Origin of the sequence: Geovibrio ferrireducens, assembly GCF_026226615.1 — a bacterium.
GTDB classification, from domain to species: Bacteria; Chrysiogenota; Deferribacteres; order Deferribacterales; family Geovibrionaceae; genus Geovibrio; species Geovibrio ferrireducens.
On the sequence record NZ_JAJAPB010000001.1, the window covers coordinates 395,056 to 416,327 of the forward strand.

A 21,272-nucleotide genomic window follows, 5' to 3' on the forward strand; every position below is an offset into this window, starting at 1 on the left:
AGTCACCTCTCAAAATTTTGATATATTTTATCTACAAAATAACCCCTCTCCTTCTGTGTTAGCTTACTCACCTGAAATCCTGCCATCTTCAAAGAGAACGGCAGTGCAGAAACAAACTCTTGCCTGTAACTTTTTCTTTTGCTTAAAAATTTATGGAATATTTCAAAACAATCTTTTTTGCTCTTTTCTAAAAACAGTTTTTTTGCTTCTTGGTATTCTGCGTCAGGAAATATTTTCCGTATTTCTTGCCCATTAAGGGTATTAAAAATATGTTCTTGTGATATTTTCTCTAAATCTGAGCATGCTGGGCGGTATTCTTCAATCTCCATTTCGTGGCTATCACCCATGATAAGCACCCCAACCTGTTCAAACCCTTCAAGCTCCTTTTCTAAAGCATTGAGCTTCTTCTCTGGAACAACAACATAAACCTTTTCAACAGCTTTTGTATAATCTTCAAGCTGATTACGCAGTCTCGTAAAGTTATCTATTTCTGTTTTTATTTCATATAATGTTAATGTGCCATTGACAACTAACATATCAGCTTTGGACTTGTTAATATAAATTTCTGTAAACATATTCATAAGTTTGGGATGCTTCTTTTCAACAAGCTCATGAACAAGAAGTCTATTTTTATAAACATATTCACATCTATATTTATCAAGTAAAAGCTCATATGAGATATTAAACACATCTAAAAGAGTCATATCCCTGCGGTAGTAATCCCAAAAACCACTATTTTTCAAAACATTTGAAATAAATTCAGGTTTTTTCTTATAAATAATCTCCCTGAGATTCGATATATTAAAAAAATGGGCATACAAAGGCATGAATTCTGCCGCTTCAAACATAGCAAACCTCCTTTCCATAGAGTTTATTGCATAATAATATATAATATTCTATACAAAACTATATAAAAGGGTGTTTTAGTTGTTGCTTATAAACAACTTTTATGTTTAAAAACTTTTTACCTCTGTGTGAGTAACCTGAACTCTTACACCTTCAATATCTATAACTCACTCTTTCGATTCAAACGTGTACGTATCTATCTTATCAAACTCGCTTCTCTTTATTGACCATATCTCGCTTACTGTTTTCCACTCACGGTCAGCAACTTTTACACGGAACGGCTTGTAATCAACCAAAAAACCTCTCTCAAGCCCGTTAAAGCGCACCCATGCCGAAACCTCACGGCTGCAAGTATTGCGTACCTCAACCTTAACAGATACCTTCACATAGCCATATTCCTCGCTCATCACCTTCGTATCAGGTCCGAGGAATACAAGGCACTGTTCAGCATAGGCAGATAAGGAAAAAATAAGAAATATAAACCCGGTCAGAAAAAGCTTTTTCATATTACCCTCATGAACTATCGTGAATTAAACAAGTTTACCTAAAAGATAACACCTTGACAATACCATAAACGAAAAAAGCCCCGCTTTTTTTACGGCGGGGCAAGTTTACGCATTCAAAAAATAAGCCTACGGATGGCAGTTCTCCTTTATCTCGGTATATATATTCAGCTTCTCTATATCCCGCTCCACATGGTCAAAAAGGTAGCCCAAGCCTGTTTTCACCTGCTCATTGCCTCCGTCACCGCACAGAACAGTAAAATGCCGCAGAGCCGCAAGCTGGCAGAGTATCACCTCTAAGCTGTCGCTCAGTTCCATGTTCTTCCCGCCCATCACTTACCCCCTTTCAGTGCCAGTTTAAGCGCATTTTGCATATCCGCCTTCCGTCTCGGTCCGTGGGGTATCTTTTTCAGTTCCACCCCCAGTTCCCTCAGCTTCGCCTCAATCTGCGAAACAGTCTTGGGGTAAAGCATGGTCAGCTTCGCCGTCTCGTCCTGATTAAGCCCAAGGTTGCGGAAGTAGCACACACGGTTTATAAGGTGCATAGGCGCAAGGTCGGTCAGCTCAACGCCAAGCCCAACCCCCTTTAACAGTGTTGCGGTGTCATCATTGACGCAAGCAGGTGGGCTGTAAGCCTCACCCAGCACAAGGTCGGCGGCGAACCTACGGAAATTCCTAGCCCGCTCAGACTTAATGAAGAAACCAAGATAAATAACCCCAAGCTTTGTCCAGAGGATTCTCTTGGTATACCTTGTTTTAGCGTGACAATTTGTCACTCTGTTAGGGGAATGGGCATTTGAAGTGTTCTCAGTGTTAGTATTACTAACGCTGTTAGATGAATCAGTGTTTGAAGCATTGAAATTCTCACTAAGAGGAACACTGATACTGGTGATGAAATGCTCCCCTTCTTTTAACTCTTCTTTATGCTGCAACTTGTGTTGACGGATATTGTGAGAAGTTACCCCGTACCCTCTCGCCACTTCCTCGGTGGAGACGAGGTAAGAAAAAAGCTTAGACTGATAAACTTCCAGTGTGGTGTCTGCGAATGTTATTTGAAGAAGGTCTGTTGACATTATTTCCTCCCTATTTCCTTGATTTGATGAGCCTATAATACAGAAAAACGGTATTGTGTCAATATGCAAATCACTATTATCTTGATTTTAGCGCCACAAAAACCATTAAAATCAGTATTAAGGAGATTATCTAGCACCGAAATATTGTTTATTATCAAACACTGTGATAGCATATTTATCATTGTGAAAATTTAAAGTACGATTAATGATATTTTTTCAGGAGAAAAGCATATGGAAAATACTGCCGCAGTAAATTCTTTAACACCCTTTACATTAACTATATTTTTGGGTTTCCTTGTTCTGCTCGCTTTCGCATTTAAAGATAAGGGATTTATCAAAAACACATTAGGAAACAGCGAACAGATAATCTATCATGCAAAGGTAAGCCTATGGTCTCTTAGTTTTTATATCTTTCTGGGAGTAATTCTCTTTTTCTCTGATATTTTTCTTGGGCTTATTTTTATCCTCATCGCAGCCCTGAAATACATTACGACAGAGATAGCCATCACAAATAAAAAAGTTGTTGCAAAAACAGGGCTTATCAAAAGAAAAATGATTGAAATCAGGCTGGAAAAAATAGAAAGCCTTCAGGTTGAACAAGGCATCTTCGGACGTATTCTTAATTTCGGCAGCATAGTGGTCTCAGGTGCGGGCAACCCGCAGGCAGCAATCCCAAATATATCAAAACCGTTAGAATACCGTAACGAGTTTCGCAAGCTCACAGACAAAGACTAAAACAAATCAGCCTCGCTAAATAAGCGGGGCTTTCACTTTTTAAGTTCTTCGTTGAAAATTTCTTTAAGCTGGTTAAACTTTTTTTCAATAATCAGAAGCTCTAAACATTTGAGAACAATGGCAGGAGGCTCTATCTTGCCCGTTGCCCAAGTAGTTACAGTATTTTGAGTAACCCCAAGCTCCTCAGCCAGTTCCTTCTGGTTAATGCCTAATTCCCTGCAAACTTTCTTAACGGGGTTTTCGTTGCTTTCCATTGATACACCAAATATTTATATTGCCATAATAACATAATTGTTATGTGAAATAAAGCTGTAACTCAACCTGTGGGCGAATTTTCTTTATACTGGCTTTCTTCACTCTGAGCAAATGCGAAGAGTCTCTTTCCTGAACTGCCATCCGTTTTATCCTCTTCCGCTTCGCCTGTCCTGCTCACCCACATGGATGCAGCGGCAGGCAGCAAGGCGGGAGGTAACACGCCTTCCCAGTGTGCGGGCTATCTCTCCGCCCGAATCAGGGCGGAAATTGCTGGTGTAAATGGTCTGCCGCATTTCGTTATACCTGTCGTTCACTATGCGGTAGATGCACTCCTTAGCCCACTCTGTGGTATATTCTGCGCCTAAGTCGTCCAGAATGATAACTTCGGCGGTTATAACCTCTCTAAGCACATTTTCCGGCAGCTTGCCTGTTTCGTCCATTGCGCTGCGCACAGCCGCCAGAAGGTTCGGCACAGTGCGAAAAAGAACCTCTTTTCCTTTAAGTGCCAGCTCCCGCAGAACACAGCAGGCGAGCATGGTCTTCCCGCTGCCCACTCCGCCGTGCAGAACAAGGCTTTTGCCCTGCAAGCCCTGAAAAAAGCCGTCCATAGCGGCGGCAGAAAGGTTCTCCATATCGTTTATTGTCACTGCCCTGTACCTCGCCGGAACACCCGCAAGCTCCAGAACAGAGCCGATATTGCTTTTGATATGCTCAAGCCTCTGCTTCTCGGCGGCTGCCTTTGCGCAGTTTTCGCACTCGGTTTCGTGCCACTCTCCCCCGTGATAGCGGTATTCCTTAAAAGCTCCGCAGGTGCATACCTCGTTCGGCGGCGGTGTCTGCGGAAGAAAAGAGGCAAAATAACGCTTCATAAAATGCCCCTTTCCCTGTCCTTCTGTTTTCCGCCGATAGCCTCAATCAGCTTTTTATCCCCTTTCAGCAGTTCTCTGGCGTAGTCCTCAAGGTATGTATCCACCTTCGGCAACTCCACAGTGGCAAAAACATATCCGCACACAGGGCATTTCCTTGTGCGCTCCTTGATTGTAGAGCTGCTGGTGCTTATAACTTTCGTATCTTCAAAAGCGCATTTCGGACAATCCATACATCCTTTCTCCTTTGAGACTGCCACGTCAGGCTTCGCCCTCCTCGCAGTGACACAAAAACGTCATTGCGAACCACGCAGGGGTGAAGCAATCTCAAACCTTCCCTGAACCGCCGAGCCTGTCAGCGGCTCAGAGAAGCCCCGCCCGAAGGCGGGGAACTTGCCTAAAACTCCACACTCACATTCAGCGGCAACTGCTCCGCAGGCACAGCCGCAAAAGCTCTTTTATATTCATCAGGCAGCGGAATAACAAACCCCATGCTAGGGTAATAAATGCCCCTGCCGTCCTTTTCCGGCTTATGCTGAAACACAGCAGGCGCAATCTGATATTCCCCGTCACCAAGTCTTATGATTCCTCTGGCTACATAAGCACCGTTTATCAATAAACGGCTAATCTGCCCTGCATCCTTAATAGGGCACTCAGGAAGCTTTATCCGCTTTAAGCTCATAGCTGTAGTCCTCCTTTTCCTTGCGCTCCGTGCCGATTGCGGTCAGCCTGTCGCTGTTCCACTGGCTTATTGCGTCCCAGTTTACGGACTCCTCAACCCGAACCCCCTCGCCGTAGCCCAGCTTTTTCAGCAGTTCCACTGTGATGTTCTTTGCCTTGCGGACGCTCTCTTTCACATGGCGCAGAACCGCCCCGCAGCGTAAGTCAACCCTGTCTCCGCTGCTGAAAACCTCTGACTTGTGCTTTTTCAGGTATGTGGTCAGTTCCTTCTCCGCCGCCTCTGCGTGTGAGGTCTCGCTGGTCAGGTCGCCTGCGTATTTCTCTTTCAGTGCCTCTATGTCCCTGTCCACAGCCTCTTTTATCTTGGCTGCCCTTGCCCTGTGGCGGCTTATCCTCTCCAGCAGGGCGTTTATCTCTTCCGTGTGCTTATTTCCCGCCATTTTCCGCTCCTTTTATGTGCGGCTCTATGCCAAGCTGAATCTCACCCAGCAGTGTGGGCAGGCTTGTTTTTCTCAGTTCGCTTTCCATTTTCAGCTTCCGCAGGGCACTTCGGCGCAGCGCAGCGCAATACCTCTCAAGCTCGCTTCCCGCACTGGCCAGCCAAAAGCCCGCTGCGGATGAGCAAACCGGAATCCCCTCTCGCCGCAGTGTGGTCACTGCTTCCCGCAGACGGCGGGTATCATTAGCTTGATTTTTCGGGTCTTCTCCGTATACTTCCCGATACAGCATCCCCATGCTGACGGCTTTCGACTTACCGATGTGGCGCATCAAAACGGTCGAAAGCCGGTTTTTAAGTTCTTCCTTAGTTATTTGCTGTTTCATAGGTTCACCTCTCATAAAGAAGGCTTTCAAGCCTTTCAATACCTATGATGCCTTCTATGACATCTATAACATCCTTCAAAGGCACACTGCCTAAGTCAGCTTTAAGAAGCCTTACGAAGTCAGAGGCACCCTCAGCCGACTCTGCGCACCGAATAACCTTGGTTGCCAGTTCGGTCATGTACTTCTCTCTTTTTTCGAGAAGATCTTTAAACTGCCCGAATACCATCTCACCCTCCGCAAGCTGCCCAGCCGCATATTGGGCAATGGGCGCATCCGTTCTGAATATGCAGCCTCGTTCCGCAGTCAGGGCAGCAAGCCCCCTGCGGCAGGCTTCCGTTACTCTCTTTTTTCATTTCAGCCTCCTATTCTTTTCCGTCATTCTGAACGCAGTGAAGAATCTCTCTCACTTTATGTTCCTGATTATCCCTAAAAGCCTTCTGAGCTGGGCAACCGTCCGCACCCACTCAATCCGCTCCGTTCCGGCAGTCTTTTTCATTATTCCCTTCAGGCGGCTTACCCAGTCCTTCCCTAAGCGCTCCTTCGCAGTAGCGAGAATTAACCCCTGCAATGCCTTAACCTGTGCGCTCTTTGCGTCTTTCCAGCCGTAATCCTTAAACTTCCGCACAAGGGCTTCCAGTTCCTTCTCCGTCAGCTTTGCCGCTGTGTCTGTCCGGCTCTTGCAAATGTCCATAATCCACATGCGGTAAAGGTCATCATCCCCCGCCAGAAGCTCCTTCTTGGCTATATGCACCTTCGCCAGAAGAGCCTTCCTGCGGTCAGGCTTCGCACTGTTCATAAAGCCTCCTTTTTAAAGCGGTCGCTGTCGGTCACACGGTAGACGGGTATAGGGCTGATTCCCTGCCTTTTTTTATGCTCAATCTCAAGCAATCCTTTATGTATGCACTCCCGTGCAATTCTTCTTACTAGTGTGGGGTCTGCGCTCGTAAGCATTACAACCTCATCAACAGTGAAAGAACCGCATACTCTCATTGCCTTCGTTATTTGGTAAATCAGGTAGCCTCTTCTTGCTTTTTTAAACTCACTGTTGTAAGCAAGTCCGTTTTCTGTGCGGATTATTTCACCCCTTTTGATGAAATCATTTACGCTCCAACGCACAGAGTCAGCGGAAAGGCTGAGAGCTTTACGGAGGTCTTCGAGTGTGAAAACATCTTGTGATTTGGCATAGCTCCGTATTTTTTCCGCCGCACCTTTCATTTCAAAATCTCCCTAAGCCCTTTCAGGTCTATGTTGTCCATTCCGGTGGCTTTCACTGCCCTTTCTATGTCCGCCGCTTCCTTCACCATAGGTCTCCAGTCGCCCTTGCTCCGTTTGAACAACTCCCTGAGAACCTCCGGCGTAAGCTCCATATCAACCGACTGCTTATAAAACAGAGCCACATCTCCCTGCGTAATAGGCGCAAACTCCATCCTGCGGCGTATGCGGCTTGTTATGCGTGTGCGGCTCTCCACCTTGCGGCGCAGTTCCTCCTCACCTATGAGGAAGATGGGACAACCCGCACGCTCATTAAGCCCTCTGAGAGTCTCCAAAACCTGAATAGGCACAAGGTCAGCCTCGTCAAAGATGATGAGCCGCTTCCGCCTGCGCATCTCCTCTTCAATCAGGTTCAGGCAAGCCTGCGATGTATGCGGGCGCAGTTCTCTCAGTTCAAAGCAAATCTCACGCAGAGCCATGCTTGGCGACATAACAGGCAGACTGCGGATGTAGATTGAGTCAGAGTTCACAGCGTAATACTTCGCCACTTCGGTTTTCCCTCTTCCCGCCCTGCCGCTGCCCATAGCCAAGCTGGGGCCGATTTCACTGTCAGGGCTCAAAAGCTCCGCCGCTATCTCCTCAAACTGGCTGTAGTTGTGCGTTTTAACGAATATCTTCTTCATTTATTCACCTTCCTTTATCTCAACTACCTTAAAAAGTTTGCCTTCATGGTGAATTATGCCGTCCGTGATAAAGCCTTCTTTTTGGTGCTTTAACGCACAGCCAGTAAAATAAAGTCCGGTTAGCATAGCTAAAGCTCCCACTATTATTCCCAACCAAAAATTCATATATCCTCCTTTTCTGTCACTGCGAGCCGCAAGGCGGCGTGGCAGTCTCTACCCTGCATTTTCCATTGCCTTTATCTTGCGTTCCATGATGTAGCTTTCCGCTCCGTCTCTCAGGATTTCCCGCTCATAGCGTTCCATAAATTCGCCGTCCTGCCTGTCCACCTTGCCGCCCAGCAGAATGTACTGGTGACACCAGTCATATCTGGCAAGCTCGCTGCGGAAGTATGTCGGTCGCTCCGGCAATTCCGCTTTTATGCGCTCTTTTGCCTTCCTCTCCGCTGCTTCCGCCCTCTGCTCTATGTGCGTCTGCTCTTTCTCAAGCTCTTCCTGAGTGCGGAGGCGTTCACGCTCAGCGGCTATAACTGCCTGATTCTGTGTGAGCTTCTCCCGCTCCGCCGCAAGCTCGTTTATGCGTAAATCCGCTTCTGAGTATGTGCGCAGGTCAGCCACAGGCTTCACATATGCTTTATAAATTTCGATATATTTCTTTTTCAACTCACGCTTCGCCCTGTTCTTCGCCGCTGTCAGTTCATCATCAATCATGCTGGAGCGTTCCACAGCGAAAGCATCGCAGATGTATCTGCCGTTGTGGATAACAACAAGGCAGGAGAAATCCCCGTGCCGATAGCGTATCTCCACTGCCGTTCCGTTGCGGAAGTTATTGAGCGTCTCATGTGTGTAGATTTCGTTATTAAAGGTAATAACCCCGTGATTAACCTTGCGGACAGCACGAGCCATGAAGATAAGCTTCAATGCGTCTTCCTGCACCCGCACAGGCTTCCAGCCGTTTTTATAACGGTATGCAAGGTAATCCAGCGGATACATGGCAGAAAGGTTCATTGCGCCGCCCAGCTTCTCCCGTCTGGCTTGGTCAGCAAGCCCCTTGTGGTGCTTACGGCGGTTGTATATGTCGCAAACCCTGATAAAGGCAGTGCAGAACTCCGTGAAAGTAGGCAGCTTGCCCGCCTCCAACAGTCTCTGCACCTCTTTGTCGTCTATGTCGTTCTCTTCGGCATTTCCGCCCAACGTGTGGACATAGCCGGGCAGTCCGTTGTCTATGAGCATTTTTTCCAGATAACGAAACGTGCCCTCAATCATCTTGCTTTTCGCATTTCGGACACGGGCAAGCCTGCGGGTTATGTTCAGGTCAGCGTAAACCCCGCTGAACTGCCTGTTTGCGTCTTCGGTATCGGCTATGTAATTGCCTATATTGCCCCTGTAGTCTATGTTGAGGCTGCCTATCTCCGACTTTTTATCAAGAAAGTATTTTGCTGTTTCGGGGCCACCGTTATCAGTGAAGCACTGCTCCGGCTTGCCGAATATGGTAATCCCCACCCACAGAGCCTCGCCCATCATGGCGGAGTCATATTTTTTGCCGATGCTGAAACCGTATATGTTGCGTGTGCAGAGGTCTTGCCAGACATACCCTTCCGGTCGGAAGGCTTTTCCCGTCTCTTCGTCAGTCACCCAGAAGTCAAAGCGGTGCTGGTCGCCGACTACAATCTGAAACGGGTTCAGGTCGGCATATGTGCGGAATATGGGGCATATGGCGTTGTCAAGCCCTCTGTTGCCCCTGTCACGGTAAGCAATCAGGGGCGACATCTGATTTTCTATCTCTTTTATATATAGGAGTGCGCTGCCGTAGCCGCCTATGCGCCAGCCTTTTCTCTGCGCCTCCGTCTTCATAAAGCGGTATATGGCTTTAACGCTCATTTTGCGGTGTTCAGCCTTCAGATAAAGCCCCCGCAGGTAGTCCACCGCCTCCTCATCCCACTTTACGGAGCGTTTTGTAACTTTATTCTGATGCAAAAGTTTGGTGACTCCGCCTTTCTCAAACTTCTCTATCCAGCGGCGCAGGGTGGAATAGGTAATCTCATACTTAACAGCCACCGCCTCCTGCCATTTCTTCACCAACCATCCGGCAGGTACGTTCACAGCTTCTTGAACAGCCTGCGCCTTCTTGTTCACTTCCTTGTCGGCTATGGCTTTCGGCAGGTGGGTTCTGTCCGCTTCCGGCAGTTCCGCAGGGGCAGAGGCAGTCAGCTCCTTTTCCATCTGCGCCTTAGCAATGGCTATCTCCGCCGCAGGGTTCGCAACAGCAAGCTCAAGAGCTTTGCTCGGCTCCGCTTCCGCAAGTTCGGCATAATACTTTTCCTGAATCTCAGCAGGCAAAGAGGAGAGAAGAATCTCGTATGCCGTTCCGCCCCGTTTTGTCACCGTGCGGGTCGCATATCTGCCAAGTTGGCACTTTTTCTGAATAGCCTGTTTTGACACTCCAAAAAGGTTGGCAGTTTCAGAAACGCTCAAATAAACGCTTTCACTGCATAAACCATTGATACTCAAACCCTTAGCCTCAAGTGCCAACTTTTCGGACTGGTTGGCACTTTGGTTGGTGGTTTGCTCTTTGTAAGTGCCAACCTTCATATAGCAGCTCCCCAATCGTTCAGAATCTCTTGGAGTTCCTTCTCAATGCGCTTTGATGTTCCTTTGCCATGCAGTACGAGGTTCACGGCAGAACGGTCAACTTTCAGCTTGCGGGCAATCTCAGCCTGAGTTATCCCCGCCTTAATCATTGCGATTTTCATTGCTTTAGTTTTATCCATTCTGATAAACTCCATTTAAGTAAACTTGTTTAACTGTGCTGATATTAATCGAATACGATTAAACAGTCAATAGCAATTTAGGCGGTTAAGATGAAATTGAATGAAAGAATTAAGCTTGTGCGCCAAAAAATGGCATTAAATCAAACACAAATGGCTGAGATGGTAGGTGTTCACCTCCAGACATTAAGCCGATACGAACAAGGCAAGCTGAACCCTTCGGCAGATTTCTTAATCGCATTCGCTGAAAAAACAGGAGTGTCTTCTGACTGGCTGTTAATCGGTCAGGGTGAAATGTCAAGAATGATAAAGCAGGAACCGCTTAATGATTTCGTCACAGTACCGCTTATGAGCGGGCGAATCTCCGCAGGTGTTGGAGTCAGCGCAGATACATCTATTGAGTCCTGTATGTGCTTCAGGAGAGACTGGATAAGAAGGAAAGGCGACCCTGATAACATGAGCCTCATAAGAGTAAGCGGCGACAGCATGGAGCCCACTCTCTCAAACGGGGATATAGTGCTTATTGACCACAGCCGAAACTATATTTCTGATTTCGGCATGTATGCTATCTCGGTTGATAACTCCATAATGATTAAACGATTACAGCCATACGCAGACAAGGTACAGATAATCTCCGACAACCCTAAATACCCACCCCTCACCGTTTACGCCCATGAGGTGGTTATAAACGGCAAAGCCCTCTGGTATGCCCACGATATAGGCGAATAAAAAACGGCGGTGACCTGTAACCGGAAACCGCCGCAAAATTACTTAAAAAAGTCGCATTTTATACCGAACAAATCCGCAAAAATTCCGCAAAAAAGTTAAATCCGGTCGCACCCGCAAACCGCCAACTTTCCACCTCAACCACCCAGCAATCAAGCCTTTCATCAACTTGCCACTAAGTCGCACTTTCCCTTAAACCTTACATGGGGCTGCCCTTCTTTGTTCCTGTGTTGTAAAAATGTTGTATTGTATGATTTGGCAAGATTACCTGTATTATCCCTTGTAATCAGATGTGTTATAAAATGCGGCTATCGAAAGTAGAATAATGCTTATTATAAGCAGTCCGCAGCCCCAGCCGAATTGAAGTTCTTCTGACATTGTTCCCGTTTTTGAATCTATGAAAATGAGCAAATGAAGCAGGATGTTGCCTGATAAAAGTAGCAATATGGTTAAAGACGTGTAACGAAGTGTTGCGTAATTTTTTATTAAGCAAAATCGGCATGAAATCAGGGCGAGGGCTAGAAAAATAAGGATATTTTCAGGACTGAGCAAAACATGACCTTGGGGTGAGTAAGCTAACGGGCTGAATATACCTGCTATGAGAGCGAACGAGCCGGATATTCCAATGATCTGCCTTGCTTCGAGTTCAAGGGGTATATAAGTTCTTTCTGTGGCTTGAGGATTACTGGAAACGGCGGACTTTGAATTGTAATTATTACTTTCAATTTCGGCATCAGGGCGGATTTTTATTTTTGAGAAAATGATTCTGCATTTTTTGCATTCTTCAGGTTCATATCCTTCCTGATAGTTATTCTGAAATCCGCATTTAGGACAAGTCTTTATCATCTCTTAACCTATCATAATTAGTACAAGTACCATTTCAATGCTCAAATACTAGTACATGCGCTATGCGAAGTCAAGCTAACTTAGTACTTGTCCTATGGGTGATGGGCTGTTATTGCCATATAGTCTATATATGAGCAGAAAAAGAGAAGTTGCATCAGAATTGTTAAAACAGGTCGGCAGCCGGATAAAAACATTACGTCTGCAAAAGGGTTTTTCTCAGGAAGAGCTTGCGTATCGTTCAGGTTTACACGTAACAACCCTTTCAGAAGTTGAAAGCGGAAAGTCCAATATGACTCTGATAACCTGTGAAAACATCGCCAATGCGCTTGAAACAAGCATATCTGGCTTTTTCCCTGAAGAGTCTATAAAAGAGGACGAGGAACTGAGCCGGATTATTGCCCGTATGCAGAAAGTATGCTTGGAGAGTAATACGAAAGATAAGGCAAGGTATCTTAATCTTTTGAAAACATTGACGGATGGGTTTGAAGGGTAATAGCTTTTTTTACATATTGTGTTAAACTCAAACCATAAAGTTCTTTGGAGGCTGTGATGTCGTTATTAAAAGAAGCTCTTGCAAGTGAATACTGCGTAATTAGTACAATGAAAACGCACAGTGGACAATCTGTTGAACAAATTATCGATAACAAATCAAATGATATTAAGAAGGTAGGTCACACATTTTGGCATATAAGAACTGATAAGTATACTTGTAGTACAATTCAGAAATACGCTAGTAAGCATTGTACGTATGCACTTTTTATTGAATCAAAGGATAAATCTTCTTTGCAGGGAGCTGCAAATATATATGAGCCTATTAAAAAATACCAGCTTGATGGTGGATTATTTCTTTTTCCGCAGGGGTTGAATCCTGTAACTGGCAAAATGGATAAAAGTGCTAAATTGCTTGTATTTGATCAAATAGAAAGCTGCAGTTTTAAAGGTTTTTCACTGAAGAGCTATGTTGATGCAAATACTGGAAATATTATTGAAAGATTTTATTCCGCATGGTACTCAGCCTTTTTTAAACGAAATAAATCTAATTTTTTGCTTGGTAATAGAATAATTTGTGCCGTTGCGAGGCTTTCTTACCCTTATTGTGTTATCCCAGTTCATTGAAGTTGAAGAAGCTTTAAAGTATAGAAATGAGTTTGAGCAGTACGATTAGTTTTACTTGTTCAAAGATAGTCTTGCCAATGCTTACAGTTATGCTGAACGAAGATAGATTTTGATTTTACATTTGTGATCTTATCTTCATTGTTAACATGTCCAAAGATTAAGGGAGAACCAGTAAAGTGATTGTTAATATTGTTGTTAACCTGTTTTTCACTGAAATTTGCATAACAGTATTTACATAAGTGGCTGCTGATTATGAGTTCGATTTCTTTCATGCGATATTATAAATTGAGTTTGTGATTTTCTCCAACAGAATAAACATAAATTGTTAAATTGATATTTACATTGAATTACGCATAATTATGCGTAATATTGTCTGTAAGAGGTGTAGCATGTATGGTGTAAAGTATGAGCTTAATGAAATGATGAGTGCCAGCAGCTTTTCAAGAAATATGAATAAAGTCGCAGAGCTCCTCAGAGATAAAAACCGCGTTGTGGTGCTGAGAAACAATAATCCAGAGATGATTGTACTCCCTGTACAGGAATACGAACTTATGAAGTCTGTCATGGATTTGGCAGAACATGTTGAAATAGCTCAGCTTATTGAGGAAAGAAAAAATTCGGAAAAGGTTCCTTTGGACGAGGCACTGAAAAGACTGGGCTTAGAAGATGAGTAGCACGTACAATGTTTCTCTTTCTGAAAAAGCTGTTGAGGATATAGGGAGGCTTGACGGCAGCATAAAGAAACTGGTGGCTAAACAGCTTCAGGCTCTTCGGAGCAATCCTTTCAAAGGCGAATCACTGGGAAGCAAGGCAGGAATTGATCTGAACGGCTGTTATAAGCTCTATGTCCATAAAAAGCAGGTCAGAATCGTCTATCAGGTAATAGATGATGAGCTTCTGGTGTTTGTTGTCGGCATCGGGAAGAGAGAAAATTTAGAAGTATATAAAGAAATATTTAAAAGACTGCAAAGCGGACAGAGTTAGAACTGTCTGTCGGCTCTATGTCTCAATAACTTTATCTTTGCTCCCCAATTCCCCAGCCTCAATTGACAATTATTCATAAACGGTGTATTTTTTAACCATATACAAGATTTACGCCGTCCGAATTTTTCTGTCGGTGCAGTTCATTGCCGAGGCCGCTGTGTTTAAACGATTCCTGCTGTTGATCCTCCTTCTGTCCGTCTGCTCCCCTGCTTTTGCCTTGGAATTTACCTCTGCGGAAGTGGAGTACATAAAAAACAACCCCGAAGTGCGTCTTTGTGTTGATCCTGACTGGGTTCCTTTCGAGCGGATAAACGAGGAAGGGAAACATGAGGGCATAGCGGCGGATCTCCTTGCGCTTATAAGCAGCCGAACAGGCATAAAGTTTGTCCTTGTCCCCACGAAAGACTGGGATGAGAGCCTTGCCCTCTCAAAAAGCGGCGGATGCGATGCGCTCAGCTTTCTGAACAGCACCCCCCAGCGGGAAGAGTGGCTGATTTTCACCGAGCCTCATTTCACAGATTCCAACGTATTCATAACCCGCGAGGAGCACTCCTTCATAGCAGACCCTGCCGATCTGCCTGATGAAACCATAGTTTTCCCGAAGGGAACAGCGATGGAGGAGCTTATCCGCAGGGATTACCCCAACCTGAAAATAATCATCACCGATTCCGAGATAGGCGCCTTCAACATGGTTTCCGACCGCAAGGCGGATATGACAATGCGCTCTCTCATTGTGGCGGCATATACCATAAAAAAGCAGGGGCTCTTTAACCTGAAAATATCCGGCAGGCTGCCGGGGTATAAAAATTACCTCCGCATGGGAGTGGCTAAGGATAAGCCGCTTCTTGCGGGCATTCTCAACAAAGGAATAGCGACAATAAGCAATACTGAGCGTGAGGAGATAATCAACCGTCACGTCTCCATAAATGTTCATACCCCAGCAAACTATAAGCTTCTGCTCAAAATTTTTGCTGTGGCTGCGGTGCTGTTCCTTATTTTTATACGTTCAAACTTAAAGCTTAGGGAACTCAACAAAAGGCTGGAAAAGGTATCACAGACAGATATGCTGACCGGGCTGTACAACAGAACCATGATAGATTCCGGATATTATTCGGAGTTTGAGCGTTCAAGAAGGTACAGGCGGCCTTTTTCTGTTATAATGTTTGATGTAGACCACTTTAAGCAGGTAAACGATAAGCTTGGTCATCTGGAAGGCGACAGAGTGCTGACGGAGATAGCTGCGGCGCTCAGGAGAACACTGCGCAGCTCAGACATTGCCGGGCGCTGGGGCGGAGAGGAGTTTCTGGTTCTCTGCCCGGAAACGGCGGCTGAGGATGCCGTCAGGCTGGGTGAAAGGATAAAAAGCTCAGTGGCATGCCTCGAAACCAAAGACAGCAGACAGATAACCGTTAGTCTGGGTGTAGCTCAGGCAGAAGAACAGGACACGCCGGACAGCCTGCTGTTTCGTGCTGATAAGGCTCTTTATCAGGCAAAAAATACAGGCAGGAACAAGGTCTGCCGCATCTGATTTTTTTCCTCTGAAAGCTCTTCCTGCTAAAAAATTTATACACAATAGGGGTCGGACTATGAAGCCTAAATACCTTATCCCTGTTTTGGTCATAGCCTTTTTTGTTATTTCCGTATGTCTCTTTGAGCTGTACCGCGGCAGGGCTGTGTTCAGAAATACTGCCCTCGCGCAGACAAAGCAGATATACGATATTCTTATTGCCACCAGACAGTGGAATGCCATGCTCGGCTGGATATATGCCCCCGTGAGTGAGGACTGCCCGCCGAACCCTTACCTGACAGTGGATAACAGAGATGTGCGCACTGAGGACGGCCAGCTTCTTACAATGGTTAACCCTGCTTATATGACCAGACAGATCGGAGAGATAATCAACCGCAGGATAAATATAAAAATCAAGCTCACGGGAAGAAATCCCCTCCGGCCGGAAAACGCTCCTCTTCCATGGGAGGAGGCAGCGCTGGACAGTTTTGACAAAGGAACAGGCGAATATTATATATGGGCGGAGGAAAACGGGTCGCACTACATAAAATATGCCGCGCCGCTGGTTGTTCAGGCGGCGTGTCTTCAATGTCATGAAGGTTATGTTCCGGGCGATATTCTTGGCGGACTCACCATAGTGCGGAATCTGGATGTACTGCGCAGTGGGCACATCGCGAAAAATACATGGACTGTGCTTCTGATGATTACCCTCGGTCTGCTCGCTGTTGCTGTGATATATTTTTTGCAGAGAAAGCTGGAGAAGGCGGACAATGCGCTGGCGGAAAAGGTAGATGAACTGAACATAGAAATAAGGAAAAGAGAGGAGAGCGAGGCCGCAGTAGCCAAACAGACAAGGCTGAACAACATGGCCGAAGTTCTGCGCTCAATAGCCCACCACTGGCGTCAGCCTATGAACTCGTTCTGCGCCACTGTGCAGCATATTCAGGATTCCTACGACCTGAATGAGGATGATAATGAACTGGTGAATGAAACCCTTGCTTCCGTGATCAAGCTGTCGGGCACAATTGACAGCTTCACCAAAACTTTCGCAAGGACAGAGCAGTCAGCACTGTTTGACCTCTGTGAGGCTCTGGTGGAGACGGCAGAGATATACGAGCCCTATCTGCACGAGAAAGGCATAAGGCTGACCATAAGAAGAGGGCTGGACACCGTACAGCCGGAAACTCTTAATCTTGCGGGCCCGGTTTATGAGTGCGGCCGGTTCGATTCATGCAGTTTCGGATGCCTGGACGGAAAGGCGATGCGGATAAAAGGGGATCTGGGCGAGTTCCGCCACCTCATTTCGTTCTTCATCACAAACGCCATTGAGTCTGTACTTGAGAGAAAACTCCGTGAAAAGAAGATTTTATCTCATGTGGATATTGAATATTTTCGCTCGGAGGGGTATTACTGTATAAGAATTGCCGACAACGGAACCGGCATTAAGAATGATGATTTCAGCAGACTGTTTGAACCGTACTTTTCCACCAAAGGCTGCGGCTCCGGCAGAGGTCTGGGGCTCTACATGGCCTCAGATATAGCCGACAGATGCTTCAGCGGCTCTGTACATGCTGAAAAGGTTTCCGATGGGGCTTCTTTTATCATAAAACTTCGGGGCTGATGCACGCACCGCCCCGCGGCCGGGCGGTTATATGGTTAAATCCATCAGCAGCATAAGAAAAAAAACAGCTATTCTCCTTGCATCGGTTCTGGCTTTCTTCGCGCTTATTTTTTCCGCCCTGCTCTATTACGAACAGAAAAGTGTTCTTCAGGCAAAAGTGACTGAAGCCGATAAAAAGATGGTTCTGCTTTTTGAAGCTCATCTTAAAAGACTTACAAAGGTTTACCTTGCCCGCCTTTCCGAGATTGCCGATTCCGAAGAGTTTACCGCAGCCTTGGCGGACGGTGACCGCGAAAGGATCATAAAAATACTTACGCCGAAATATGAATCGCTCCAAAGAAATAATCCCTATCTCTATATTCTTCATGTCCACACTCAGGAGTCCCATTCGTTTGTGCGGATGCACATGCAGGATAAATTCGGTGACAGCCTGAACTCCTACCGTGATTCCGTGATGGAGGTAAACTCCGGTCTGCGCCCTGTTTACGGCTTTGAGGTCGGCGCGGGAGGGCTTTACTACCGGATAATAAGGCCTGTGATAGACAGTAAAGGCAGGCATCTGGGCAGCATAGAGGCGGGGATAGATCCGCAGTACTTCTATGAAACCATAAGGGAGTTCATGCCGGAGCTCATTCCTTATATAAGCGTTGCCAAAAGCAGCCTTGACCCGGCGGCAGAGGGAAGCGCAGGACGGATATACCATTCAGGCGGAGACAGTGCGCCTCTTGTGGAGGAGTTTGCCGATACTGACAGGAAGATAATAGAGTTTAATTCAAGATACTATGCGGTATGTCGGGGCACTGTATTCAAGAATTTCAGAGGGCAGGATGCCGCAGTGCTCAGGGCGTTTTATGATGTGACCGAGGCACGCCTTGTTATCGCGGAGAAAACATTCTTTTTCTTTGCCATTTCCGTTCTGCTTTTCATAATTATTTACCTGATAATGCGCAAAGGCTTTGAGAGCTTCCTCAGCTACTACAGCGAGAGGAACAGGGAGCTGGACAGCCTGTACTCACTGTTTGACGAGGGTTTTACGGTAATTTTCCGCTGGAGCAACACACTCAACTGGGATGTGACATTCTGCACAGGCAATGTCAGGCGTGTTTTCGGCTACAGCCCGGAGGAGTTTTGTTCGGGTTCGGTGAAATATGTGTCAGCTGTGCACAGCGAGGATCTCGGCAGGGTTATAAGCGAAGTCAAAAGTGCTGTTGAGAGCGGTGTACAGAGCTTTACCCATGAGCCGTACAGGATAATAGCCAAAGACGGCCGCGTAAGATGGGTTTTTGATTCAACCAAGATAATCAGGGATGAAAAAGGCAAAGCGCTCCGGTTTCAGGGTTATATATGCGATATAACGGATCTTTACGCTGAAATGGATGAGCTCAGAAAAACAATGAACAGGTATAAGCTTGCTGTTGATGCCTCCGGAATAGGTCTGTGGGACTGGAATCTCCAGAGCGATGAGGTTTTCTTTTCGGCGGAATGGAAGTCTATGCTCGGCTACGATGAGAAGGAGATCAAAGGCTACGCCCAGTCATGGAGGGATCTCATCCATGCGGAGGACAGGGAGAAGGCTGCCGATGAAGTGGCCAGAATGCTTTCCGGTGAGTCTGAGCGCCTTGCATGTGAGTTCAGGATGAAGTGTAAGGACGGCTCGTACAGATGGGTCAGCTCATTTGCCAAAACAGTTTTCAGCGAGGACGGAAAACCTCTGCGGGCTGTGGGGCTCCATATAGACATTACGGACAGAAAGCTGCTTGAGATAAAGCTGGATGACAACGGCAGGTTCCTTGAGGTTCTGCTGGAAAATCTCCCCGTTCCGGTGTTTTACAAAGACCGGAGCCTGAAATATATAGGCTGTAATCAGCGCTTTCTGGAATTTATGGGTGCGCAGTCAAAGAATGAGATTATAGGTCAGCGCGATTTCAGCTTCCTTGATCCAAAGCAGTCCGATATTCAGAGCAGCTATGACAAGCTTGCCCTTGAGGATACAGGGCGGATGCATGAATACGAAGTTGATCTCACCACCCTGCGGGGCAGCAGAAGGAAGGTGATAATCTATAAACGAGCCTTTAAAAATTCCGCGGGTGAACCGGCGGGAGTCATAGGGGCATTTGCAGATGTCACAGAGATGAAGTCGCTCCAGCGTATGCTGATGAACAACGCCGAAGAGGTTCACAGGGCAAAGAAAGATCTGGACGATGCGCAGGCGCTGGCAAAGATAGGAAGCTGGCGTTATGAAATGGGCACGGGGCGTATGGTGTGGTCGGATGAGCACTACCGGATTCTGGGGCTTGAGAGCGGCAGTGTGCTTCCTTCCTTTGAGCTTTTCCTTGAGTTTGTCGGCAAAAGGGACAGGGAAAGGATAAAGGCTGTGATAGATAAGGCCTTGAAGGACAAGAAGGCTTTCAGCGAGGAGCATATACTCAACATCCCCGGAGAGGAGCACAGGCATGTGCATATCCGAGGCAGCGTGATAACGGGTGAGAACGGTGTGCCTGTGGCTCTGATAGGCACTCTTCAGGATGTCACCGACATAAAGAATGCCCAGCTTGCGCTGGACAGAATGAACCGCATGCTCTCGGAATATACAGAAATTGTTGATAAGAACGTAATAATCTCAAGAACGGATCTGAACGGAAGGATTCTGTATGTCAGTGATGCGTTCTGCGGTGTGGCGGAGCTCCCCCGTGAGGAACTCATAGGCCGCACACACAGCATAATCTCGCACCCCGATATGGATAAGGCGGTTTACAAAGACCTCTGGGAGACCATAGCATGGGGCAATGTCTGGAAAGGCGAACTGAAAAACCGCAGCGGTAAAGGGAATGCTTACTGGGTTTCAGTAACCATATCGCCCACATACGGCAAAAGCGGCAGAATAAACGGCTACACCGCGGTGAGCACTGACATAACTGTGAAAAAGCAGATGGAAAAGCTCTCCGTGACTGACCCTCTCACCGGGCTTTACAACAGGCTCAGGCTGGACGCGGTTTTCAGGAAGGAGCTTGAAAGGTGCGAGCGTTACGGCTGCCCGCTTTCAGTTATTCTTATAGATGTTGACGGCTTCAAGTCGATAAACGACAGCTACGGCCACCAGACAGGGGATGTGGTTCTCCGTGAGGCGGCCGACGTGCTGAGAAAAAATATACGGAAAACCGATACCATAGGCCGCTGGGGCGGTGAGGAGTTTCTTATTATTTGCCCGGAAACAGAGCTTGACGGCGCTGTGAGGCTTGCGGAAAAGCTCCGTATGGCCTTTGCTGCGCACGAGTTCATGATAGTGGGCAGCGTCACATGCAGCATAGGGGTTACAGAATATGAGGAGCAGTCAACAGAGAGTGTGATGATGAGGGCGGCGGATCAGGCACTTTATCAGGCTAAAAAAGAGGGGCGCAACTGTGTTGTCTCCGGGAGGATAGGGAAAAACTGAGAAAGAAGCGCCGGAACATTTTGTAATTTTCTTAAATATAGTTTTATTAAACTTCTCCCGCAAACACCGTTCATTTTCTTCACGACGTAAATTGTCTTTTTTCAGCAAAAACATACTGGCTTACTAGGGCTTAAAGAATGTAAAGGAACTGCTTTGCAAACTTAACAGCCGATACACAAGATTAAAACCCCCTTAACATTCTTGGATCTATAGTTATAGCAGAGTAAACATCAGGAGGTCCAGAATGTTTAATTTTATTAAGGTCGGCTTCATTGCGCTGACGTTATTCCTCACGGCGTTCGCTGTTTATGCGGATAAGCACCCGGAGGAGATAGGGAACAAGGACTGTATGGAGTGCCATGTTGAGGTGACTCCCGATGCGGTCAAACAGTGGGATGAGAGTGCGCACGGTTTTACAGGTGTTAAATGCGGAGTGTGTCACGGTGATGAGTTTAATTTCAAAAAAGTGCCTGCGAATGACACCTGTCGGGGATGTCACGCCAAGCAGGTGGAAAACAATTTTATGGCGGATAAATCATGCGCCATGTGCCACCCGGCCCATACCTTCACCGTACATAAACAGAAAGATTACAAATAA

At 46.4% G+C, this 21,272-nt stretch carries 29 protein-coding genes; 10 read left to right on the forward strand and 19 right to left on the reverse strand.

The window, feature by feature from the left end:
* Positions 1–2: 2 nt before the first annotated feature.
* From OSQ85_RS01825 to OSQ85_RS01840, 4 genes are all read right to left on the reverse strand, one after another.
* Entirely contained in the window at positions 3–848 is an 846-nt protein-coding gene (locus OSQ85_RS01825; protein WP_265820943.1) for a sce7726 family protein, read from the reverse strand.
* Between the two features lie 165 nt (positions 849–1,013).
* Positions 1,014–1,352, reverse strand: coding sequence for a hypothetical protein (locus OSQ85_RS01830; protein ID WP_265820944.1), 339 nt, complete (start codon positions 1,350–1,352; stop codon positions 1,014–1,016).
* A gap of 126 nt (positions 1,353–1,478) precedes the next feature.
* Positions 1,479–1,682 carry a hypothetical protein gene (locus OSQ85_RS01835; RefSeq protein ID WP_265820945.1) on the reverse strand — a complete coding sequence of 68 codons (204 nt, stop codon included), beginning with the start codon at positions 1,680–1,682 and terminating at the stop codon, positions 1,479–1,481.
* Positions 1,682–2,422: a hypothetical protein gene (locus tag OSQ85_RS01840; RefSeq protein ID WP_265820946.1), complete on the reverse strand. Its 741-nt coding sequence runs from the start codon at positions 2,420–2,422 to the stop codon at positions 1,682–1,684. The genes OSQ85_RS01835 and OSQ85_RS01840 overlap by 1 nt, the downstream gene beginning before the upstream one ends.
* Positions 2,423–2,653: 231 nt before the next feature.
* Here OSQ85_RS01840 and OSQ85_RS01845 point away from each other — a divergent pair, with 231 nt between their 5' ends.
* Positions 2,654–3,157 carry a PH domain-containing protein gene (locus OSQ85_RS01845; protein WP_265820947.1) on the forward strand — a complete coding sequence of 168 codons (504 nt, stop codon included), beginning with the start codon at positions 2,654–2,656 and terminating at the stop codon, positions 3,155–3,157.
* A gap of 32 nt (positions 3,158–3,189) precedes the next feature.
* Here OSQ85_RS01845 and OSQ85_RS01850 read toward each other — a convergent pair whose 3' ends face one another.
* From OSQ85_RS01850 to OSQ85_RS01915, 14 genes are all read right to left on the reverse strand, one after another.
* A complete protein-coding gene (locus OSQ85_RS01850) occupies positions 3,190–3,411 on the reverse strand; it encodes a helix-turn-helix domain-containing protein (RefSeq protein ID WP_265820948.1) in 222 nt (73 codons plus the stop codon).
* Positions 3,412–3,558: 147 nt separating this feature from the next.
* Positions 3,559–4,281, reverse strand: a complete 723-nt coding sequence (locus OSQ85_RS01855) for an ATP-binding protein (protein WP_265820949.1) — start codon at positions 4,279–4,281, stop codon at positions 3,559–3,561.
* Complete coding sequence (locus OSQ85_RS01860) at positions 4,278–4,511, reverse strand: NrdR family transcriptional regulator (RefSeq protein WP_265820950.1); 234 nt, start codon at positions 4,509–4,511, stop codon at positions 4,278–4,280. The genes OSQ85_RS01855 and OSQ85_RS01860 overlap by 4 nt, the downstream gene beginning before the upstream one ends.
* A 164-nt stretch (positions 4,512–4,675) precedes the next feature.
* A complete protein-coding gene (locus OSQ85_RS01865; protein WP_265820951.1) occupies positions 4,676–4,960 on the reverse strand; it encodes a hypothetical protein in 285 nt (94 codons plus the stop codon).
* Complete coding sequence (locus OSQ85_RS01870; RefSeq protein ID WP_265820952.1) at positions 4,932–5,399, reverse strand: host-nuclease inhibitor Gam family protein; 468 nt, start codon at positions 5,397–5,399, stop codon at positions 4,932–4,934. The genes OSQ85_RS01865 and OSQ85_RS01870 overlap by 29 nt, the downstream gene beginning before the upstream one ends.
* Positions 5,386–5,781 carry a hypothetical protein gene (locus tag OSQ85_RS01875; protein ID WP_265820953.1) on the reverse strand — a complete coding sequence of 132 codons (396 nt, stop codon included), beginning with the start codon at positions 5,779–5,781 and terminating at the stop codon, positions 5,386–5,388. The genes OSQ85_RS01870 and OSQ85_RS01875 overlap by 14 nt, the downstream gene beginning before the upstream one ends.
* 4 nt (positions 5,782–5,785) lie before the next feature.
* A complete protein-coding gene (locus OSQ85_RS01880; RefSeq protein ID WP_265820954.1) occupies positions 5,786–6,007 on the reverse strand; it encodes a hypothetical protein in 222 nt (73 codons plus the stop codon).
* Position 6,008: 1 nt separating this feature from the next.
* Entirely contained in the window at positions 6,009–6,134 is a 126-nt protein-coding gene (locus tag OSQ85_RS01885) for a hypothetical protein (protein WP_265820955.1), read from the reverse strand.
* A gap of 50 nt (positions 6,135–6,184) precedes the next feature.
* Complete coding sequence (locus OSQ85_RS01890) at positions 6,185–6,577, reverse strand: phage protein GemA/Gp16 family protein (protein ID WP_265820956.1); 393 nt, start codon at positions 6,575–6,577, stop codon at positions 6,185–6,187.
* A complete protein-coding gene (locus OSQ85_RS01895; protein WP_265820957.1) occupies positions 6,574–6,996 on the reverse strand; it encodes a hypothetical protein in 423 nt (140 codons plus the stop codon). The genes OSQ85_RS01890 and OSQ85_RS01895 overlap by 4 nt, the downstream gene beginning before the upstream one ends.
* Entirely contained in the window at positions 6,993–7,676 is a 684-nt protein-coding gene (locus tag OSQ85_RS01900; protein ID WP_265820958.1) for an ATP-binding protein, read from the reverse strand. The genes OSQ85_RS01895 and OSQ85_RS01900 overlap by 4 nt, the downstream gene beginning before the upstream one ends.
* Positions 7,677–7,841 (reverse strand): hypothetical protein, encoded by a 165-nt coding sequence (locus OSQ85_RS01905; RefSeq protein WP_265820960.1) that lies wholly within the window; start codon positions 7,839–7,841, stop codon positions 7,677–7,679.
* A gap of 48 nt (positions 7,842–7,889) precedes the next feature.
* Complete coding sequence (locus tag OSQ85_RS01910; RefSeq protein ID WP_265820962.1) at positions 7,890–10,265, reverse strand: Mu transposase C-terminal domain-containing protein; 2,376 nt, start codon at positions 10,263–10,265, stop codon at positions 7,890–7,892.
* Entirely contained in the window at positions 10,262–10,444 is a 183-nt protein-coding gene (locus tag OSQ85_RS01915) for a hypothetical protein (RefSeq protein ID WP_265820963.1), read from the reverse strand. Before OSQ85_RS01915 ends, OSQ85_RS01910 begins: the two co-directional genes overlap by 4 nt.
* Positions 10,445–10,534: 90 nt before the next feature.
* Here OSQ85_RS01915 and OSQ85_RS01920 point away from each other — a divergent pair, with 90 nt between their 5' ends.
* A complete protein-coding gene (locus OSQ85_RS01920; RefSeq protein ID WP_265820964.1) occupies positions 10,535–11,170 on the forward strand; it encodes an XRE family transcriptional regulator in 636 nt (211 codons plus the stop codon).
* 270 nt (positions 11,171–11,440) lie between these two features.
* Here OSQ85_RS01920 and OSQ85_RS01925 read toward each other — a convergent pair whose 3' ends face one another.
* Positions 11,441–12,013 carry a hypothetical protein gene (locus tag OSQ85_RS01925; RefSeq protein WP_265820965.1) on the reverse strand — a complete coding sequence of 191 codons (573 nt, stop codon included), beginning with the start codon at positions 12,011–12,013 and terminating at the stop codon, positions 11,441–11,443.
* Positions 12,014–12,143: 130 nt separating this feature from the next.
* Here OSQ85_RS01925 and OSQ85_RS01930 point away from each other — a divergent pair, with 130 nt between their 5' ends.
* From OSQ85_RS01930 to OSQ85_RS01965, 8 genes are all read left to right on the forward strand, one after another.
* Complete coding sequence (locus OSQ85_RS01930; RefSeq protein ID WP_265820966.1) at positions 12,144–12,506, forward strand: helix-turn-helix domain-containing protein; 363 nt, start codon at positions 12,144–12,146, stop codon at positions 12,504–12,506.
* A gap of 56 nt (positions 12,507–12,562) precedes the next feature.
* Positions 12,563–13,129, forward strand: coding sequence for a hypothetical protein (locus OSQ85_RS01935; protein WP_265820968.1), 567 nt, complete (start codon positions 12,563–12,565; stop codon positions 13,127–13,129).
* A gap of 389 nt (positions 13,130–13,518) precedes the next feature.
* Positions 13,519–13,803, forward strand: coding sequence for a hypothetical protein (locus OSQ85_RS01940; RefSeq protein ID WP_265820969.1), 285 nt, complete (start codon positions 13,519–13,521; stop codon positions 13,801–13,803).
* A complete protein-coding gene (locus OSQ85_RS01945; RefSeq protein ID WP_128465324.1) occupies positions 13,796–14,113 on the forward strand; it encodes a type II toxin-antitoxin system RelE family toxin in 318 nt (105 codons plus the stop codon). Before OSQ85_RS01940 ends, OSQ85_RS01945 begins: the two co-directional genes overlap by 8 nt.
* Positions 14,114–14,270: 157 nt before the next feature.
* Entirely contained in the window at positions 14,271–15,641 is a 1,371-nt protein-coding gene (locus OSQ85_RS01950; protein WP_265820970.1) for a diguanylate cyclase, read from the forward strand.
* Positions 15,642–15,699: 58 nt separating this feature from the next.
* A complete protein-coding gene (locus tag OSQ85_RS01955; protein ID WP_265820971.1) occupies positions 15,700–17,241 on the forward strand; it encodes a c-type heme family protein in 1,542 nt (513 codons plus the stop codon).
* A gap of 31 nt (positions 17,242–17,272) precedes the next feature.
* A complete protein-coding gene (locus OSQ85_RS01960) occupies positions 17,273–20,674 on the forward strand; it encodes a PAS domain-containing protein (protein WP_265820972.1) in 3,402 nt (1,133 codons plus the stop codon).
* Between the two features lie 244 nt (positions 20,675–20,918).
* The gene (locus OSQ85_RS01965) at positions 20,919–21,272 is read left to right on the forward strand and encodes a cytochrome c3 family protein (protein ID WP_265820974.1); all 354 of its coding nucleotides are present in this window, start codon (positions 20,919–20,921) and stop codon (positions 21,270–21,272) included.

What these genes read in the sequence shown, in the direction of transcription:
- OSQ85_RS01825 (WP_265820943.1), bottom strand. Translation starts at nt 848, where the DNA reads ATGTTTGAAGCGGCAGAATTCATGCCTTTGTATGCCCATTTTTTTAAT.
- OSQ85_RS01830 (WP_265820944.1), bottom strand. Translation starts at nt 1,352, where the DNA reads ATGAAAAAGCTTTTTCTGACCGGGTTTATATTTCTTATTTTTTCCTTA.
- OSQ85_RS01835 (WP_265820945.1), bottom strand. Translation starts at nt 1,682, where the DNA reads ATGGGCGGGAAGAACATGGAACTGAGCGACAGCTTAGAGGTGATACTC.
- OSQ85_RS01840 (WP_265820946.1), bottom strand. Translation starts at nt 2,422, where the DNA reads ATGTCAACAGACCTTCTTCAAATAACATTCGCAGACACCACACTGGAA.
- OSQ85_RS01845 (WP_265820947.1), top strand. Translation starts at nt 2,654, where the DNA reads ATGGAAAATACTGCCGCAGTAAATTCTTTAACACCCTTTACATTAACT.
- OSQ85_RS01850 (WP_265820948.1), bottom strand. Translation starts at nt 3,411, where the DNA reads ATGGAAAGCAACGAAAACCCCGTTAAGAAAGTTTGCAGGGAATTAGGC.
- OSQ85_RS01855 (WP_265820949.1), bottom strand. Translation starts at nt 4,281, where the DNA reads ATGAAGCGTTATTTTGCCTCTTTTCTTCCGCAGACACCGCCGCCGAAC.
- OSQ85_RS01860 (WP_265820950.1), bottom strand. Translation starts at nt 4,511, where the DNA reads ATGGATTGTCCGAAATGCGCTTTTGAAGATACGAAAGTTATAAGCACC.
- OSQ85_RS01865 (WP_265820951.1), bottom strand. Translation starts at nt 4,960, where the DNA reads ATGAGCTTAAAGCGGATAAAGCTTCCTGAGTGCCCTATTAAGGATGCA.
- OSQ85_RS01870 (WP_265820952.1), bottom strand. Translation starts at nt 5,399, where the DNA reads ATGGCGGGAAATAAGCACACGGAAGAGATAAACGCCCTGCTGGAGAGG.
- OSQ85_RS01875 (WP_265820953.1), bottom strand. Translation starts at nt 5,781, where the DNA reads ATGAAACAGCAAATAACTAAGGAAGAACTTAAAAACCGGCTTTCGACC.
- OSQ85_RS01880 (WP_265820954.1), bottom strand. Translation starts at nt 6,007, where the DNA reads ATGGTATTCGGGCAGTTTAAAGATCTTCTCGAAAAAAGAGAGAAGTAC.
- OSQ85_RS01885 (WP_265820955.1), bottom strand. Translation starts at nt 6,134, where the DNA reads ATGAAAAAAGAGAGTAACGGAAGCCTGCCGCAGGGGGCTTGCTGCCCT.
- OSQ85_RS01890 (WP_265820956.1), bottom strand. Translation starts at nt 6,577, where the DNA reads ATGAACAGTGCGAAGCCTGACCGCAGGAAGGCTCTTCTGGCGAAGGTG.
- OSQ85_RS01895 (WP_265820957.1), bottom strand. Translation starts at nt 6,996, where the DNA reads ATGAAAGGTGCGGCGGAAAAAATACGGAGCTATGCCAAATCACAAGAT.
- OSQ85_RS01900 (WP_265820958.1), bottom strand. Translation starts at nt 7,676, where the DNA reads ATGAAGAAGATATTCGTTAAAACGCACAACTACAGCCAGTTTGAGGAG.
- OSQ85_RS01905 (WP_265820960.1), bottom strand. Translation starts at nt 7,841, where the DNA reads ATGAATTTTTGGTTGGGAATAATAGTGGGAGCTTTAGCTATGCTAACC.
- OSQ85_RS01910 (WP_265820962.1), bottom strand. Translation starts at nt 10,265, where the DNA reads ATGAAGGTTGGCACTTACAAAGAGCAAACCACCAACCAAAGTGCCAAC.
- OSQ85_RS01915 (WP_265820963.1), bottom strand. Translation starts at nt 10,444, where the DNA reads ATGGATAAAACTAAAGCAATGAAAATCGCAATGATTAAGGCGGGGATA.
- OSQ85_RS01920 (WP_265820964.1), top strand. Translation starts at nt 10,535, where the DNA reads ATGAAATTGAATGAAAGAATTAAGCTTGTGCGCCAAAAAATGGCATTA.
- OSQ85_RS01925 (WP_265820965.1), bottom strand. Translation starts at nt 12,013, where the DNA reads ATGATAAAGACTTGTCCTAAATGCGGATTTCAGAATAACTATCAGGAA.
- OSQ85_RS01930 (WP_265820966.1), top strand. Translation starts at nt 12,144, where the DNA reads ATGAGCAGAAAAAGAGAAGTTGCATCAGAATTGTTAAAACAGGTCGGC.
- OSQ85_RS01935 (WP_265820968.1), top strand. Translation starts at nt 12,563, where the DNA reads ATGTCGTTATTAAAAGAAGCTCTTGCAAGTGAATACTGCGTAATTAGT.
- OSQ85_RS01940 (WP_265820969.1), top strand. Translation starts at nt 13,519, where the DNA reads ATGTATGGTGTAAAGTATGAGCTTAATGAAATGATGAGTGCCAGCAGC.
- OSQ85_RS01945 (WP_128465324.1), top strand. Translation starts at nt 13,796, where the DNA reads ATGAGTAGCACGTACAATGTTTCTCTTTCTGAAAAAGCTGTTGAGGAT.
- OSQ85_RS01955 (WP_265820971.1), top strand. Translation starts at nt 15,700, where the DNA reads ATGAAGCCTAAATACCTTATCCCTGTTTTGGTCATAGCCTTTTTTGTT.
- OSQ85_RS01960 (WP_265820972.1), top strand. Translation starts at nt 17,273, where the DNA reads ATGGTTAAATCCATCAGCAGCATAAGAAAAAAAACAGCTATTCTCCTT.
- OSQ85_RS01965 (WP_265820974.1), top strand. Translation starts at nt 20,919, where the DNA reads ATGTTTAATTTTATTAAGGTCGGCTTCATTGCGCTGACGTTATTCCTC.